Source organism: Bradyrhizobium sp. SZCCHNS3052, assembly GCF_032484495.1.
Taxonomy (GTDB): domain Bacteria; phylum Pseudomonadota; class Alphaproteobacteria; order Rhizobiales; family Xanthobacteraceae; genus Bradyrhizobium.
In genome coordinates this window covers 1-15,159 of record NZ_JAUETB010000025.1, presented here as the reverse complement: position 1 = coordinate 15,159, position 15,159 = coordinate 1, and the positions used below count along the sequence as shown (strand labels likewise).

Below are 15,159 nucleotides of genomic sequence, written 5' to 3'. Positions count from 1 at the left end.
CGTGGGGCGAGGTTGAAGACGAAGGTGTGGGTGTGCAGCTGCGGGTCGGACTCGCGGCTGGTGTGATGATCGAATTGGGCCATCAGCAGCCCCGCCGTTTGCTCTCGGGTAGCGCCGGCCGGGCCTCGCCTGGCCCAGCCGGCGGTCGCTTCCAGTTGAGCGGAAGCCGCCAGCACGGCCGACCGATGGGCCTGGGCGATCATCTGGCGCTCGGGAGCCTCGGAAAGCGCCCAGAGCACCGAGACCGATTTGGGCGCGCTGAAGGTCATGTCCCAGCCGGCCGCGTGCTCGCGGCCGCGGCCGCCGAGCTGTGTCAGCCGCTCGCCGGTCTTGGGATCGATTCCGCGCAGCGCAGAGTCGAACTCGGTTTGCGTCACCGGCCCGTCGAGGCTGAGCCGCTTGGCCCCTTTGCCGGCCCAGCGGCCGGGCGGCTCGCCGTCCCGGCTGTAGTAGTCGTCGCGCTGCAGGTGGCTGTAGTAGCGCGCAGCGGAAGCCGCGTTCCCGCGGGCTGAGATGGACGCCACCATGGCTCACTCCCGCCGCTTGAGGATTTGTGCCGCCAAATCCTTCGTTAGGCGAGCTGATGGTGGCGTTGGAGTTGGACCGGCCTCTTGGCCGTCTTGTCGCGAGAGCCTCTCGTCAGAAAAGGGCCGGGTCCAATCCGCCGGCATGATCGGCTCCCGAAGTTGCCGCAGCTTGAGATAGGGCAGCTCCAACTCGTAGACGTCCTCGCCAAGTCCGATGAACAGGACCCGCACGCCGCTCTTGGTCGGACCGAGACGGGAGCCAAGCTCGGATGCCGTGATCACCCGGCGCATTTCGCGTTGGGTGCTCTCGGTGACGCTGGTCTTGCCGCCCGCATGGGTTGAGCTCTTCGTGCGCCGTTCGACCTCCTGCTCGCCGATCAGCCGGCTGATGTCCTCGGCCGCTTCGCTGGCGTTGATCCGGGTGATGATCTTGGTGCCGGTCATGCCGAACCAGGACTTGGCCTGGTCCTGACCATAGACGGAGCGGATCTGAGCCGTGTCCTGGGCTCCGATCACGACCGCCACGCCCTTGGAGCGGCCGAGCTCGAGGAAGGTCGGAAACTGCTTGATCGGCGGCAGTTGCGGGAATTCGTCGAGGAACAGCCAGACTCGCCGCTCGCGGCTTTCGGCGAGGGTCGGGCTTCCCACCGCCGAGGCGAGCAGGCCGAGGATGCTGCCGATCCAGATCCGCGACAGCTCGGGATAGCCCGGGTCGTGCTGCAGGATCAGGGGGCGATACCGCGTTGGGTGATGCAGCCAGCTGCGAATCGAGAAGCGGCGGGCTGATGGATCAGACCAGGCCTCCGCCAGGATGGAGACGATGCGCATATGGGTCTGGAAGGTGGTCAGGATGCTGAGAGTGGTCTTGCTGTCGGGCTGGTCGAGCAGTCGCAGCGCATTCGGGTTGTGATCCTTGGCGAAGCCGGCAAGCTTATCGACATCGGCGGTCACGACCCGTTCCAGATCACTCCAACTCCAATCCTTACCCCTGGTCGCCTGTAGATGGACAAGACAGGCGACGAAGATCTCCTGCGCGGCCTGCGACCACATCGGGTCCGAGCTTGGCGGAATGAAGCGGGCAGCGAGTTCGCGGGCGTCTTGCTTGATACTGCAGTCGGCTGCCACGTCCCAGACCAGAGATCGCCGATCATGTGGCGCGACGAGAAGGGGGTCTCCGTCGGCTGGGAGTCCGCCCATCATGTCGCCTTTGGTGTCGAGCACCAGAAGGCCATCTCCGCGAGAGAGCGCTTCATTGATCAAGTGAAGCATGGTCTGCGTCTTGCCACCGCCGACGCTGCCCACGATCAGGAAATGCCGGACCTCCCGCTCGCGCCCAAACGGCACAGATGGTATCAACTCAACGCCCTTGCCATGGACCTGACACTCCGCAGCGGCCGCCCGGGCGAACGCCTTCAAGCCTTGGCGGTCGGTTTGCAGCCGTGCTCCGCGAAGGACTTTGAGCGAAACCGAATCCAGTCGAAGGCTGAGCGCAAACCCGAACAGCGCCAGTAGGCCCGCAAGACTGGCGCCGATCACGCTCCAGAAACGAAGCTCGAAGCCGGTCAGAGCTTGATATTGCGTGAGCCAGTCTCGGCAAGCCTGCCAATAGGCATCGCCGGAGCGGTCTCCCAGCCAGGCCAGGCCACGGCCTTTGATGCAGATTTGGATGTCTGCTGGCCTGAATTCGGCGTTCCTTCCGTCCGCCAACGTGGCGCTAGGCGGCCAGACCTCGAACCCGAGATACGAGATGCTCGCCGCAATGCCAAAGCAGCCCATCGCAGCGAGAAAGCAAATGATCCGCAAACGCCGGGTCATGCGGACCTCCCGGAGCCCTCGCCTGTCAAGGCCTTCAGTAAGGCCTCGAACATCGCAAGCAGGTCGCGCGCCGCCTTGTCGGTCGATTCAACCCGCGCGTACGTTTCCTGGCTTTGCTGCTCGAGCGCGGCGATCCGACGCTCAATCCGCATCAACCGATCGGCGAGCGCCTTGTTGTCCCCGCCGGCAAGTCCGGTACGGATCAGGTCGCGGGCGACGCCGGTGATGTTTGCTGAAAGCCCGTGAGCGCGTGCACGAATCTGTTCTATCTCGCTCGCTGCGAGACGGATTGAGATTGGTCTTGTCTTGACTGTCATGAGATTGCCTCAACAGAGTTGCCGAGGCGATCGATCGCGAGATCAATCAGACATCCCGCTTACGATACAGCCGTTTCTGGCCGAGCCTGGTCTCGCCTGAGCGTGCGTCAAGCAGACCCGGTGAGCTAAGAAGCAGAAATGTCCAACGACGAAAATCATTGATCACTCGGTCGTCGCCCCGAGCGGACGTCGATTGCGCATTGTGGTTCTTTTTGGAATCTAGACCACTGATCGTACAATCGGCGCGAAACTACAAGGCGAGCCGCTGAAACGGCCATGTTGCTCAGCAATCAAACGGAACGTCTTCTGAAGTGGGTCTGGGTGCAATCCACGATGCCAGCCTGAGCCAGCTAGCGTATCATAGCGAATTCGTTGTATTGATTGCGCGCGTTTATTGACCTTCCTTACAAGGGAAGGGCAATCGCACGCCGGCAGCTTTGCATATCGCTTCAATTAAGAGCCGAACTGCTTGGGCTTCCCAGTCAATCTGCTCGATAGGCGAATCCCAATACTCTGACACCACGGAGGCTGCATGCCGAGCCTTTACGCCTAGACCTACGATCGTCCGCGCAGGTGTCGCCATGATTGCCCGCTCAACGGGTTCCAAGCGGGCCAGGACCGATTCGATTTTCTTGGTTCGGCTGGACTCGTCCGAGCGAACGTTCTCCGCGTCACGTCGCGCCCGACCGTTACTGTGCTCGGGCACTAAGGCGGCAATCTCTGACAGCAGCGTGACAAACGTCGTGTCGAGCTGGACAAGAGCAAAATCGTCCTCAAGCCGTTCAGCTGAAGCTGTCTGACAACCTGGAAACTCATTCCGAGGGTCGAGTGCCTCGCCTCTCAAAAGACCATTGGCATCCATCGTTGAACTCTGACGTCGCCCGCCTCAGATTGGACACTGCGTACATATTGTACGTATTACGGTACAATAGTTACATGGACCCCGCAAGCGGGATCAGAACAGATTGTTCTGATGCAGGTACTGGGGCAAAAGCTACGATCCCGCGCTAAAGAGCTCGGCTTTTCAAACGCCGAGGTGGCGCGTCGTGCAGGCTTGAGCGAAAGACGATATGGGTTTTACGTTACCGGGGACCGCGAGCCGGATCTTTCGACGCTATTGCGCATATGCAAGGTGCTAGCCACGACACCAAACATTCTGTTGGGCTTCTCCGAAGACGGTAGGGAAGGTTCGAATCGGGTCTTGCTGGGCGAACGGCTTCGCATGGCGAGTCGTGCGCTTTCCGAAAATGATCTTCAAAGTTTGGTAATTCAAGCTGAGGCGCTGGCTACCCATCGTGGACGACTCAAGTAAAATAACCTTTATAGGTACGCCGATTAGGTCGTACCTTCAGATACGAGGCTTAGCGTCCGCGAAAGAGCGGTTGCGGTTCGTTCGGCTCTCTTTTCCGCCCCGTGGTCGTTACTAAGGTTACACCATACCCGGCCGAGGTACGGTCGCAGGTCATGGGATTTCATGAACGCCTACAATGAATAAATAACAGAGCGCAAAACGTTTCTGGGCCGCAAGTCGGATTTGGGGGGGCTTCTCCAAGCGTTCGTAGAAGCCAACAACGCGATCATTGAGAACGGGTGGGACTTGCACGATTCCATCAACAAGATGGGCGCTACAGCAAAGGGCGACTATCGACTCGGCTATCGGAATTCGGGCAGTCCCAGAGTCGATCTGAGTTTCATTGCGACGCAACGGCGCGCACGGAACAGACTGCACGCAAGGAGGGGACTATGGCCGGTGATCCGCCTGTTTCCATAGAGGAGCTGCAAAAGTACCCTACGATGACGTCATGGTTTCGGCCCGATCTACTGGCCAAGCTGCTGTGGCGGGTCGTGGTCTCCGATCTCTTCGGGCAATACGCAGACCGGCGCTTGATCGTTGCGGCCCTCGACCCTGTCTCGCCGGACGAGTTTGCCAGGAGGGCACAACAATTCGTTCCGGAGACCACCTTTGAGAACGAAGACGACCGACCGCCGACCCTGTTCGACAGGGACGAAGACGACGCGCTCTGGATTGATTTCGTGGCGGATCTCGGCGATGGATTCGACGCGACTTTTGCCATCGCATCGCTGTTAAGCCAGGAGCAGCTCAAGATAGGCGAGGAGATACTGCCGCGCGGCAAACTCTTGGTGATGGGGGGTGACGAAGTGTATCCTCACGCCGAGATAACGAACTATCAGAAGCGGCTCATCAATCCGTACAACTTGGCTTTTCCGGACGCCCACCACGGTATGCTTCAAGGCCCACCGGTTTACGCGATTCCTGGAAACCACGACTGGTACGATGGCCTAGTGCTCTTCCTAGCTTATTTCACAAGGCGATCGCCGCATTTGCATCTGGGCGGTTGGCGGAGTTGGCAACGGCGGAGCTATTTTGCCCTCCAGCTGACGAAGACGTGGTGGATCTGGGCGATGGATGCGCAGCTTGCGGACGATGTCGACCAGCCGCAGAAGGACTATTTCGACCAGATCGCCAAGCGAATGGCGCCAGGGTCGAAAATCATCCTGTGCGGACCCGAGCCGGGATGGCTCTACACCTTGCAGCACAGCAACAAGTCGCTCGGCGTGATCGACAACATTGCGTGGAGTGCCGTCAATGCGAAGCGGAACCTGCAAATTCCGATCGTGTTATCCGGCGATACGCACCACTACAGCCGGTATTCGGGCAACGATGGCGTAACCCAGTTCATTACCTCCGGCGGCGGGGGAGCGTTCCTTCACCCCACGCACCAGCTCGAGGACAAAGTTGTTCTCGATCCGAACGATAGCAACAGGTCGTGGCTCGGGAGCCGGGTGACGGAACTCAGCCTTAAGACGGAGCCGGAATCACCTCATCAAGATTGCGACGCAGCGGCCTGCTATCCAAGCAGGACACAAAGCCTGGAATTGCTGAAAGGCAACTTCAGTTTCGTGAGCCTGAATCCCGGCTTCTGCTTCCTCCTGGGGGCAATCTACTGGCTGGCTGGGCTTGCGACGGTGCATCTGTGGCCGGACTCGCTGGTGCTTGTGCCGCTTCTTTTCGGCCTGGGCTTTTGGGCCTATACAAAGCGCCAGGAAGGAAACAGCAGGGTTGTCCAGTTGATCTCCGCGGCCAATGGCGCGGTGCACTCGACAGTCGCTATCCTTGGCGCGCTAATCTTCGATTATCTGAATGGCTGGCTTCCGCTGTTTGGACGCTGGCACTTGCCTGGCATTGCCATCTTTTTCGGGGAGATGACGTTCGTCGGCGCGTTAGCCGGCGGCTGCTTCTTCGGAGTTTACCTGTACCTCACGTCCGCCCGCTACAACATGAACCATAATGACGCTTTCAGCTCCATGAGACTCGATACCCATCGTAATTTTTTGCGGATGAGGATCACGGATGATGAGGTCAAAATCTATCCGGTCGGTCTTACGCGCGTCCCCAAGCGAAGCGAATGGCGCGTCAACACCGAGACGAAGGGCGCGCCGCCTCCAGCGTACGTCCCAGTGGACCCACTATCTCCGCATTTGATCGAAGGGCCGATTGTCATCAAACCGCAGGGCCAGCCAGTCATCATCGCCGCTTCCGAGAATCCGAGCGAGAAGTCGACACCTTAAAGACTTCGGGCAGCCGTTTATTGCTCGCGGAGATGCTGGTGCCCGGCCGCACGCTAGGCTTCGTGACTCAAAGCCGGATTCTTTTTGGCGCTGCCGTGCCGGCGCGTAGAGCCCTTCGGCTTACCCACGCACCGAATGACCCCAACCAGTGTCTAGTGGAAAAGACGCCTAATGAAGTCCCTCGCATCGTTTCCGACGCAGGGCAATTAGCTCTTCAGGTTGCGGGTCATCGGAAGCTTGCGATCAGCGACGAGAGCATTGCTGCTACTCTTTCACAACGAGGTTCGTTGGCGACGAATAGCGTTACCATAACGCTGTCCCTCACGCCTGAGGACAGTTTCAGTGCTTCTTATCACTCGCTGTTTGAAAGAGGGAGGCACCTTTGCCAGATCTTCCTGAAAGACGCCTTCAGAGTGGAATGAGCAGTGCGGCAGATCGCTTCACGAGCGCAGCATTTTTTCCTGTCAAGGTACGTGGGAGATGATTGTTCGCGGCCAACCCCCCGTCTCGACTAGCCGATACTTTCGATCTCTGCCAAGCATTTTTCCAGATTGGACTTCGCTTCGGAGAAATTCTTCTTCACAGCCAACAGCCAATCGGCGTCCGGCTTCGATCGCCCGGAGGAGGCCGCGGCCAGCTGTTGGCACACGGCAGTCAAGTCGTTGGTCATGTCCTCCAAAACAAACGCCAAATTGTCGAGCGTCACTAGTTGATAGAAGATTGGCGCTGCAGGTTCTCCGTTGTCGGGGAGCGGCCCGTCTAATCTCACATCAACGAGCGGCACAAGCATCTCAGGCCCTCCTCTCGTTCTCCTCCCCATGCTCATGAGCAGAGTCGTGTAGGACGATGATATAGAAGAAACTCTATCCGCCAGGGACTGCCCGTACAGGATAAGCGTATCTTCCCCGGTATTGCCCATCCCGTCCGGCACAAACTCCTCCTCACTAGACATGATTTTCTCCATAGGAATAGGAGGTGTGCAGTGTGAACGGGGGCGACTTCTGTTGGCTGCTTGTTTCTACCGTCACGTTTTGCTGAGTATCGACCTTCTTTTCGCTTTGCCCGACGATTTGGTAGCCGCAATATGGGCGCTTGTACCATCGCTTGATTGGCCTTTTACCAATTGGCATCGAGGGCGTACGAAAATGGTGACCAGACGGAGTCGAGCTGGCTGTGAGACCGTCTTGACTGGATTGCACCTTCGCTATTCGGTCGGTGACCATCCGAAGGATAAGATTGGCCAAATCTTGCTCGCCTTTGGTTTGACCCAGCTCGATCGGCGGCGGGGTAACTCCTTTGCTGTTTGCGAGTGCGCGCCGCCCCTCCCGCGTGATAGCAAAGAATGCCTTCTTTCCATAAGTCGTACGCTCCAATAGGCGCGCGTTGCCCATCATATGGAGCACTCGACTAAGGTTCTCTGCTCCCAGTCCGAGTTCCTGCGCTATCGTGGCCTTTTCGACCGGGGCGCCCCCAGCTTTCTGCAGTATCTTCAATACGTTGATGACATGCTGCCGGCTGAGTATCTTGCCGGCGTCCGAGACTGCGGAGGTCGCGATCGACATGTCAAGCAGGTCATAAAACGCTTTGAATCGCTCGCCATACGCAGGGTTCTTTTCCGCAACCGTAGCGCTGCACCGACGAAGGATATCGTACCACTCGCGCAGTTCCTGGTCGCGGCGTCGACCATCCAGCGCCTTCCAGAGCCACGCGCCGAGGGTGGCATAAAGGCGTTCGTAGCTCATGGCTGATCCGCCTTTTAGGAGCGCAGACACAACCTCTCTCGCTTCCGCAGCGCTAGCATCGCCGAGTTCTATCTTTTCGAGTTCCGATTCCATGGCGTGAACCATATTGCACAACCATTAAGGATGCTTCACAACGCTTTACTGTGATTTGGATTATGAAATCTAGATATTGTTGGGCCACTGGTAAGCCTTCCATACGGTATTTTGACCCATCTCCTGAGGTGACATATGGGCAGGTCTTTTAGGCATAGGTATTATAGAACCTATCCTGCCATCTTGGAACTCAGTCGCGGTCATGAACTGTACGACGAAGGTACGGGTTCCATATTTCACCTCGACGGCTGCCGCCGTCATCTGGTGTCCCTCTATTGTGCGATCGTTGCCCATCGAGGGTACAAGCACAAAATCAACATCCAAATCCGTGAATGGGTTGGATGCCAGGTCGCAGAAATCTAGGCAGATCGCGAAGGCCGTGAGTGCATCTTCCGTCGCCAGCACATAGATGTACTTTCCGGGGGTTATCGCCTCCCGCCCCCAATTTTCATCGGAGTAGGGTGCAATCTTGTCATAAGACAGCCGCTCGATTCCGTAACCGTCGTAGACGCGCGTCCGGTTCGCAACGCCACCTCCCTGAAGACTCTCGTGCCAGCTGCCTGCCACGACAATGGCTGGCGGAAACCGCGAGTCCGCGACGTCGCGACCGGCAAGGAGGGCGCGGATCTTCTCTCGAAGAGCCGGCGGGACCGTCAATTCTGGCCAGACCACGGCCACACAACGCTCACTCAGAGCATCCTCAATCTGGGAGGCCACGGCTTCTTCTGCGCCGGCGCAGTCGACTCCGGTAATCACGAAGCGTTTCTCTCCACCATCTTCCGAGAAATTCGGCTGCAGCGACAGCTTTTCGAACAAGCAGGCCCCCATGCGCCAGTCACCGGCGTCTCGGACCGACGGATGGCGGCTTCGGCTGTTGACAACTTCCACTACGTAACCTCTGATATTGGCCGGTATGAGCCGATGGAATACGGTCCCCCGCTTCTCGTATAGCTGACCTTGCGCCAACGAACGCGTTCTGCTGAGTCCCTCACGCGGCACCACGTACCAACCCAGATCCTTCACCAGCCATTGCTGGGAATTGGTCGGCCACTGAGAACGGTACTGACCCAAGGTCCAGTCGACGGCGCGGATGAGGCCGCCAAGGGTCGCCGCTATTTTCTCTGGATCATCGTCCGGCAACGACCAGGATAGTCGTCCCCGCGCCAACTGTTCCTCGAACAGCTTTTGTCCGGCGACAATGCGCTTGTCCGCCATCGCCCGATAGGCTTTTTGCATGCTGTTCGGCGCGCGAAGGAAAAGGTCGTGCAGTTCGACGAGTGTACGGCGAAGGGTAGTGCGGTCGCTGGATGATATCGCGCTGTGCTGGTTCGCCAGACCGCGTGCATGCTCAAGCCACTTGCAAAAATCGACGCCACTCGGAGGCACTTGCGGACCTGTTGAAAAGTGACAAATGCATGAATGCTACTAATAGTAGTTCCGAATTTTGTGCGCAACCCCTTTATAGCATGATATTGAAGCGTCTCAATGAAGGGAGCGCACCGCGCAGCAGGGAAGCGACGCCACGTAGCAATCGTAAGACCGGCGAGTGCTTACGGTGAGTTGAAATTGGCGTGCGGGGAGGCCGAGCGGCCGCCACTCTCAGCAGGCGTCCTGGTTTCACGAGAGTAAACGAGGCTGATGAGACGGACGATGTGGCTGTGAATGCTGCTGGGGTGGTTCAGAAGGCAGTAAGCTACTGCTCGGGTGGCAATTGCGACAAGCTGGTAGCGCCCGGCTTAACCCCTAGAGATGCGGCAAGCGCCCTCATGGACGACGATGAAGAGTTCGAGAGGAGGGGCACATGTAAATTGCCCCCCGACTCAAGCCCTCGACCCGCTTCAGAATGCCCGTTAGTCCGGCGACGCTGTTCCTGCAAACCTGACCGCCTCTCAATCAGAACGACCATGACGAGGGCATTGACCTGGACGCCCTCCGATTCGGACCTGCGGGAAAAGCTATTGCGGTTCAATTGCGATCCGAACTGCATTTTTGTCCGAAAGTATTCAGCGGCGGATACCCTTCCAAGCTGACGGAAGCCTCTGAGAGAATTCGCCGCAAGTTAATTTTCCTCGATCGCGAGGAAATCCTTTGCCGCCGTTGGTCAAACGCTCCGCCCTAGCTCGCCGTCTGGATAGGCACATCCATCCGCCCGATCGCAGATCCTGTCACGGTTACTCCGGCGGGGCTTCCGAGAAGTTCAGGCTGATCAGATCACCATTCCGGCGACGCGTCTTGATGAAGGTCGCCTCGATGAACTTCAACCGTCCGTTCTTCAAGTCGACCTGCAGCGCCCAGTACGCGGCCTCGGGCAAGTAAGCAGAAAACAACCCACCTTCCTTGCCCAGTCGCATGTTGAGTAAGAAAGGGTTTTCGGGAACGGCGCGCCCATTGCCAATGTACGGCGAAGGCGTTTCGCCCTGATCCTCAACACGGTTGTATTCGCGCGAACACATGAGCGAGCAGGTCACTTCCTTGCCTAGGTGCTTGGGCATGTCGGGCCGCATCGCAACGATGTCGCAAAGCACATCGGTAATGGCTTCGTCTGAGATGCCACTACCATGTTGTCTCACGTAGTAACTCACCGCGACGGATTTCACGGACGCGAGCAGCGCCTGTTCGGGCGCTGGCAGTTGTTTGGGCTTGCGTCCTCGTTCCTTCTTCATTAGGTCCTCGCTCTCTCCAACTCATTGATAACACGGACAATTCATGATGGCATAGAAGCGATGACGGCATTGAAGCCGATGATTGCCGCAGACCGATAGGGGGCGACTCGAATGCGACTAGGTTGGTTCGAAAATGTTGCCCGCTGTTTTGAAGTTGAGCCCTCCGCAGCTTCCTGATGTACGCCAGGACACTCTGGTCGTTCGCTTCTGTTGACGTCGGGAGCAGGCGGCCTCACGCTGAATTCTCCGACTATGGAGGAGCACGACTTTGATGCAGCGTGGCCGGGACCTCGAGTGCGTTACCCAAACGGCGCTTATTGTGGCTCCAGATGAGCCGGAACGTAACCCGCGAAAATGCATCCCGTTTGCGCAGCGGCTGACCTGTACCGTGGCGGAAGCGTGTGAAGCGACGGGTCTTGGACGAACCAAGCTCTATGAACTCATCGGGAATGGTCGAATTACGACGACGACGATCGGTCGCCGCAGGCTCGTCATCGTGCAATCTCTGCTGTCTCTGGTTGGCCTCAACGAGGCGCCCATCAACCGCAAATAGCCTTGTCGGTCCTTAAGTAGCCAATCAAGTAGTTATTAATCGCTTCTCGTATCGACGTGAAAAATCGGCCGCGCGCTCACCCGCGGGCCTGCAGCGTTACAGTTCATGCCCGGCAGAGCCGTGCCCATCTAAGGCATTATCGTTCGGCGACGAGAACTTTTTGTTGGTTCCCGCCGTCGACGACATGCTCGCGTTTCCGCGGGGAACAAGGGATATGACAGCCGCCCTAGCGAGATCTTCGAGGGCCGTTGCGATGTACTTCGCATAATGACGTTCGATCATCTGCACCGATGTGTTGTGTAATTTGGCAACGTGCTGAATGGGCAGAAGATTGCGTAAACCCCGTACGATGCTGGAATGCCGCAACGCATAAGGAATGACCTTCGGGAGCCCGGCACGCTCACGGATGTCTTGCCACGGGCGAGTGAGTTCGGCTGTCCTCCACGAACCGCGCTCTGACTTTTTCCACCCGAAGCTACCAGCCTGCTCGTACCTCCAGCGCTCGAACAATGGCGCTTCTTTCGGGCGGCCTGAAAGTGCCGGCATCAGAACGTCAATGACATCTTCACCCACTGGTACCGGGACATAGCCGCCGTTGCCGCCGCGACCCTTGTATGACCCTGGGACCATCAAGCGTCGTTCTATCTGCTGCGCATCACTCACGCGCATTCGCCTTAGTTGCGCGAATCGCGCGCCCGTGGCCGCAAGGCACACGACGATGCGATATAGATCACCTTCAAACCCTTGCTCCTCATCGATTTCCCGTGCGGCACGGAGGAGAGTACCGACCTGCGCATCTGTGAGGATTTGGTTGTCTCGAGCAACAGATGTCTCGTCGTCATCGTCGATGCGCTCGGCCTTGAGCCCGTCTTTCACGATCGATGGGAATGTCGGGTTCAACTTCTTTTGTTCCGAGGGCAGGCGGAGCCATGCTGCATTTAGGGCAGCCTTCAGGTCAGCTGCGAGCCTGCGCTTGGTCGTGGCCTTCAATTTTGCCGGCAGGCTCTCACGCCAAGTCAAAAGGTGATTTTCTGTCAACGCGTACAGCCGGACAGCGACAACGGGGGCAGCGTTAATGGCTTCCTGACGACCACGGCGCTCTTGGCCAAGAAGGTAGCGCCGCAGTCGGTGGCCAGCATCGGAGCGAACGTCGCGACCGGCCCTCCGGCTGTCACGAGCGTTGCGCTCTCGAACGTATATCTCAATTGCCGCTTGCACTGTGGGCGGCGGTCCGGCAGCTAGCGCCGCCGCTTCTGCCCTTGACCGGGTGACGTGTTCTCGCGCTTGTGTCACGGCTTGTTCAAAGGTCAGCGTGCCTTCGGCTGGTTTGTCGTTGACGTCGTTGGCAACGCCGATCGGCGCCTGCCTGTAGTTTGCCCCATCATGGCGATTGCGCCAGCGAACCAACCATTTCCCACTTCGCTTGCCCTTGCGATAGCCAAGATGCGCCTCGGCATCGAGGCGACGCCAATGCACGCCTAGATCCAACCTGGAGCGTGCCCTGGCCGTCGTTATCTGTTCCTCTGCGAGTGTTTTCGCCATGACGACCTTCTCGAAAGCGTCGAATATCCGTCGAATAAGCGAGGGCGTACGGAGACGGCCGACCGCGAACCGACATCGTCTAAGTATATGATAATATTGGATTGTGGCGAATGGATGCGAACTGGCCGAGCCGGAAAAACTCCAACTCTCAAGGCTGAAACAGGGGTTCGATTCCCCTAGGGAGCGCCACATTCCAAGCTAAGCTATTGATCTTTATAGCTTCGTCGGTGGGGTTTGCCACTTCGCCAACTTGCGGTTTGCCACTTTGGTTTTCGGACTGCCGCTGGATCGCCTGTCTCGCCAGCCGCTCTTGGTCCGCCGCGCGTGTGTAGCGCTCGACTTCTGCCAGCGTCTTGTGCCCGGTAATCGCAGCGATCTCGCTTGCAGAACATCCGGCCTCGGCCAATCGCCGCGCGGCCGCTTTTCGGAGCCCATGGGCTTTGCAGCGTTGGGGGAGCCCTGCTTCCCGGATGGCAGCCGAGATCATCTGGCCGAAGCCCTTCACCGAGAACCGCTCGCCATAAGCCGTCGCCAGGATTGTCGAGTGGCTACGGTTCGCAGTCGAAAGCACGCGATCCAATGCCTCGTGGATCGGAATGGTGAGCTTCGCGGCGGTCTTCTGCTGCGCAACGCGAATCGCACCTCCTGAAATGTCCGCCCATGTCATCCGATAAACGTCTGACCCGCGTTGACCTGTGTAGAGGAGCAGCGCAAACGTCAGACGCTCCCGTGTGCCTTCCGGCCAGCGGCGCTCGAACACCGCTATCTCGCTTTCATTCCAAGTGTGGATTTCCTTCGATTTGTATCCCCGCACGCCGGCAGTTGGATCTCGATCTGTCCAGCCCAGTGCCATGGCGTAGCGGATCAGGGTTCGGATCCGCTTCAGCAAGATAATGCCTGCTCCCGGCCTGTCAGCCATCTTGCCGATGATGATGTCGACATGCTCTCGCGTCATTTGATCGACGCGCCGATGACCATGTTCTTCCAGGAACCCGTCGATCACTCGCCTATAGTTGGTGCGGCTGGACGCGGACAGCGAGCGATACTGTGGAGAGCCGCAATAGAGGATTGCGAGTGCGGCGAAGCTTTTGGGGGCCGCTGCCGGTCGCAGCTCAGCAGGCTTTGGCCTGTTTGCGAGTAGCGTCGCGTATGCATCCATAAACTCGCCACAGCCGGGCAAGCCGGGAAGAGGCGTCCGCCTCCCGTCGCGGCGGAAGTAGTAGCGCATGCGGCCCTGACGATCACGAAATGCGTGAACATACTTCAACCGGATCACACCACGTCCGCCCATGTATCAGATCCCTCGCTCTCACCTTCATGGGGGAGAGCCTTGAACGCCGCGCGCAGCTCATCAACGTCCCAGACAAAGCGCCGGTCAATTCGTCGAGGCCGAGGCATCCGAGCTTCTTTAACCAGCGCGCGAAACTTGCTTGCGGAGACGCCGATCGCCGCAGCCGCCTCGATTTCGCCGAGGCCAAATACAACTGGCAAAAGTGGCAACATGTCGATTCGCGAAGTTGCGCGCTTCATGGCTTCGGCCGAGGTTGCTCAAAAGGTTGGGCTCCCACCAATCTGGCAAACCCGCATTCTAAATTGAATGAGCCGGTCGCCTTGATCGTAGAATCGAGCAGCTTTGAGTGCACTACGGCTAGGCCGCGGATCATCGAGAGGAGCTGCAATTGAACAATTCATCGTGGTTAGAGCGCGTGACCTTGCCCCCAAGTTTTATCCAGATCTGAGTTCGTTCGGGCCGTTGGATGTGCCCATCCGGGCGGTCGTAGCGGCGGGAGCTGGGGCGGAGCTCTCGGCATAGCGCAGCGCCAGATCCCGACGCGGATTGCAGGTGGCGGCGAACTCGGATGGCGTCTTCCATCCGAGCTGGGAGTGCGGTCGAGCGTCGTTATAGTCGGCCTGCCAGCATCGGAGCGCAACGCGGGCCTGGGCGAGCGAGGTGAACAGCGTCTCGTTCAGCAGTTCATCCCGCAGGCGGCCGTTGAAGCTCTCAATGAAGGCGTTCTGCATTGGTTTCCCCGGTGCGATGTAGTGCCAGGCGATGCGGTTCTGATCGGCCCATGTCAGGATGGCATTGCTGGTGAGTTCGCTGCCGTTGTCGCTCACCACCATCTTGGGCTTGCCGCGCTTGGCGACCAGCCGGTCCAGCTCTCGAGCGACCCGGGCGCCCGAGAGTGAAGTGTCGGCCACCAGCGCCAGGCACTCGCGGGTGCAGTCGTCGACCACGGTCAGGATGCGGAAGCGCCGGCCATCGGTCATCTGATCCGACACAAAGTCGAGTGACCAGCGATCATTCGGGAGCAG

The 15,159-nt window shown here is 58.7% G+C and carries 15 protein-coding genes; 3 read left to right on the top strand and 12 right to left on the bottom strand.

Going from position 1 to position 15,159, the window contains the following annotated elements; genetic code table 11:
- From mobF to QX073_RS34235, 4 genes are all read right to left on the bottom strand, one after another.
- The coding region (mobF, locus tag QX073_RS34250; RefSeq protein ID WP_316227116.1) for a MobF family relaxase at positions 1–527 on the bottom strand (527 nt) is incomplete at its 3' end.
- A gap of 3 nt (positions 528–530) precedes the next feature.
- Positions 531–2,342, bottom strand: a complete 1,812-nt coding sequence (locus tag QX073_RS34245; protein WP_316227115.1) for a type IV secretion system DNA-binding domain-containing protein — start codon at positions 2,340–2,342, stop codon at positions 531–533.
- On the bottom strand, positions 2,339–2,659 hold the full coding sequence (locus tag QX073_RS34240) for a hypothetical protein (RefSeq protein ID WP_316227114.1): 321 nt from the start codon (positions 2,657–2,659) through the stop codon (positions 2,339–2,341). The genes QX073_RS34245 and QX073_RS34240 overlap by 4 nt, the downstream gene beginning before the upstream one ends.
- Positions 2,660–3,050: 391 nt before the next feature.
- Positions 3,051–3,521, bottom strand: a complete 471-nt coding sequence (locus tag QX073_RS34235) for a hypothetical protein (RefSeq protein ID WP_316227113.1) — start codon at positions 3,519–3,521, stop codon at positions 3,051–3,053.
- Between the two features lie 111 nt (positions 3,522–3,632).
- Between QX073_RS34235 and QX073_RS34230 the strand changes: the two genes are divergently transcribed.
- Together QX073_RS34230 and QX073_RS34225 are read left to right on the top strand one after the other, a co-directional pair.
- The gene (locus QX073_RS34230) at positions 3,633–3,971 is read left to right on the top strand and encodes a helix-turn-helix transcriptional regulator (RefSeq protein ID WP_316227112.1); all 339 of its coding nucleotides are present in this window, start codon (positions 3,633–3,635) and stop codon (positions 3,969–3,971) included.
- A 431-nt stretch (positions 3,972–4,402) separates the two neighbouring features.
- Positions 4,403–6,250, top strand: a complete 1,848-nt coding sequence (locus QX073_RS34225) for a metallophosphoesterase (RefSeq protein WP_316227111.1) — start codon at positions 4,403–4,405, stop codon at positions 6,248–6,250.
- 511 nt (positions 6,251–6,761) lie between these two features.
- Here the strand turns inward: QX073_RS34225 and QX073_RS34220 are convergent.
- The 4 genes from QX073_RS34220 to QX073_RS34205 form a co-directional block, all read right to left on the bottom strand.
- Complete coding sequence (locus QX073_RS34220) at positions 6,762–7,202, bottom strand: hypothetical protein (protein ID WP_316227110.1); 441 nt, start codon at positions 7,200–7,202, stop codon at positions 6,762–6,764.
- Entirely contained in the window at positions 7,195–7,992 is a 798-nt protein-coding gene (locus QX073_RS34215) for a hypothetical protein (protein WP_316227109.1), read from the bottom strand. Before QX073_RS34215 ends, QX073_RS34220 begins: the two co-directional genes overlap by 8 nt.
- 162 nt (positions 7,993–8,154) lie before the next feature.
- Complete coding sequence (locus tag QX073_RS34210) at positions 8,155–9,321, bottom strand: hypothetical protein (RefSeq protein ID WP_316227108.1); 1,167 nt, start codon at positions 9,319–9,321, stop codon at positions 8,155–8,157.
- A 935-nt stretch (positions 9,322–10,256) separates the two neighbouring features.
- A complete protein-coding gene (locus tag QX073_RS34205) occupies positions 10,257–10,748 on the bottom strand; it encodes a hypothetical protein (protein WP_316227107.1) in 492 nt (163 codons plus the stop codon).
- Between the two features lie 271 nt (positions 10,749–11,019).
- Between QX073_RS34205 and QX073_RS34200 the strand changes: the two genes are divergently transcribed.
- Positions 11,020–11,301: an excisionase family DNA-binding protein gene (locus QX073_RS34200; RefSeq protein WP_316227106.1), complete on the top strand. Its 282-nt coding sequence runs from the start codon at positions 11,020–11,022 to the stop codon at positions 11,299–11,301.
- A gap of 96 nt (positions 11,302–11,397) precedes the next feature.
- On the opposite strand, the gene QX073_RS34195 is transcribed toward QX073_RS34200, so the two are convergent.
- The 4 genes from QX073_RS34195 to QX073_RS34180 all read right to left on the bottom strand — a co-directional run.
- Positions 11,398–12,843 carry an integrase gene (locus tag QX073_RS34195; RefSeq protein ID WP_316227105.1) on the bottom strand — a complete coding sequence of 482 codons (1,446 nt, stop codon included), beginning with the start codon at positions 12,841–12,843 and terminating at the stop codon, positions 11,398–11,400.
- Positions 12,844–12,991: 148 nt separating this feature from the next.
- Positions 12,992–14,134 carry a tyrosine-type recombinase/integrase gene (locus tag QX073_RS34190; RefSeq protein WP_316227104.1) on the bottom strand — a complete coding sequence of 381 codons (1,143 nt, stop codon included), beginning with the start codon at positions 14,132–14,134 and terminating at the stop codon, positions 12,992–12,994.
- Positions 14,116–14,373 (bottom strand): hypothetical protein, encoded by a 258-nt coding sequence (locus QX073_RS34185; protein ID WP_316227103.1) that lies wholly within the window; start codon positions 14,371–14,373, stop codon positions 14,116–14,118. Before QX073_RS34185 ends, QX073_RS34190 begins: the two co-directional genes overlap by 19 nt.
- 195 nt (positions 14,374–14,568) lie before the next feature.
- Positions 14,569–15,159, bottom strand: a 591-nt coding sequence (locus QX073_RS34180) for an integrase core domain-containing protein (RefSeq protein ID WP_316227102.1), incomplete at its 5' end; no start/stop codon positions are given.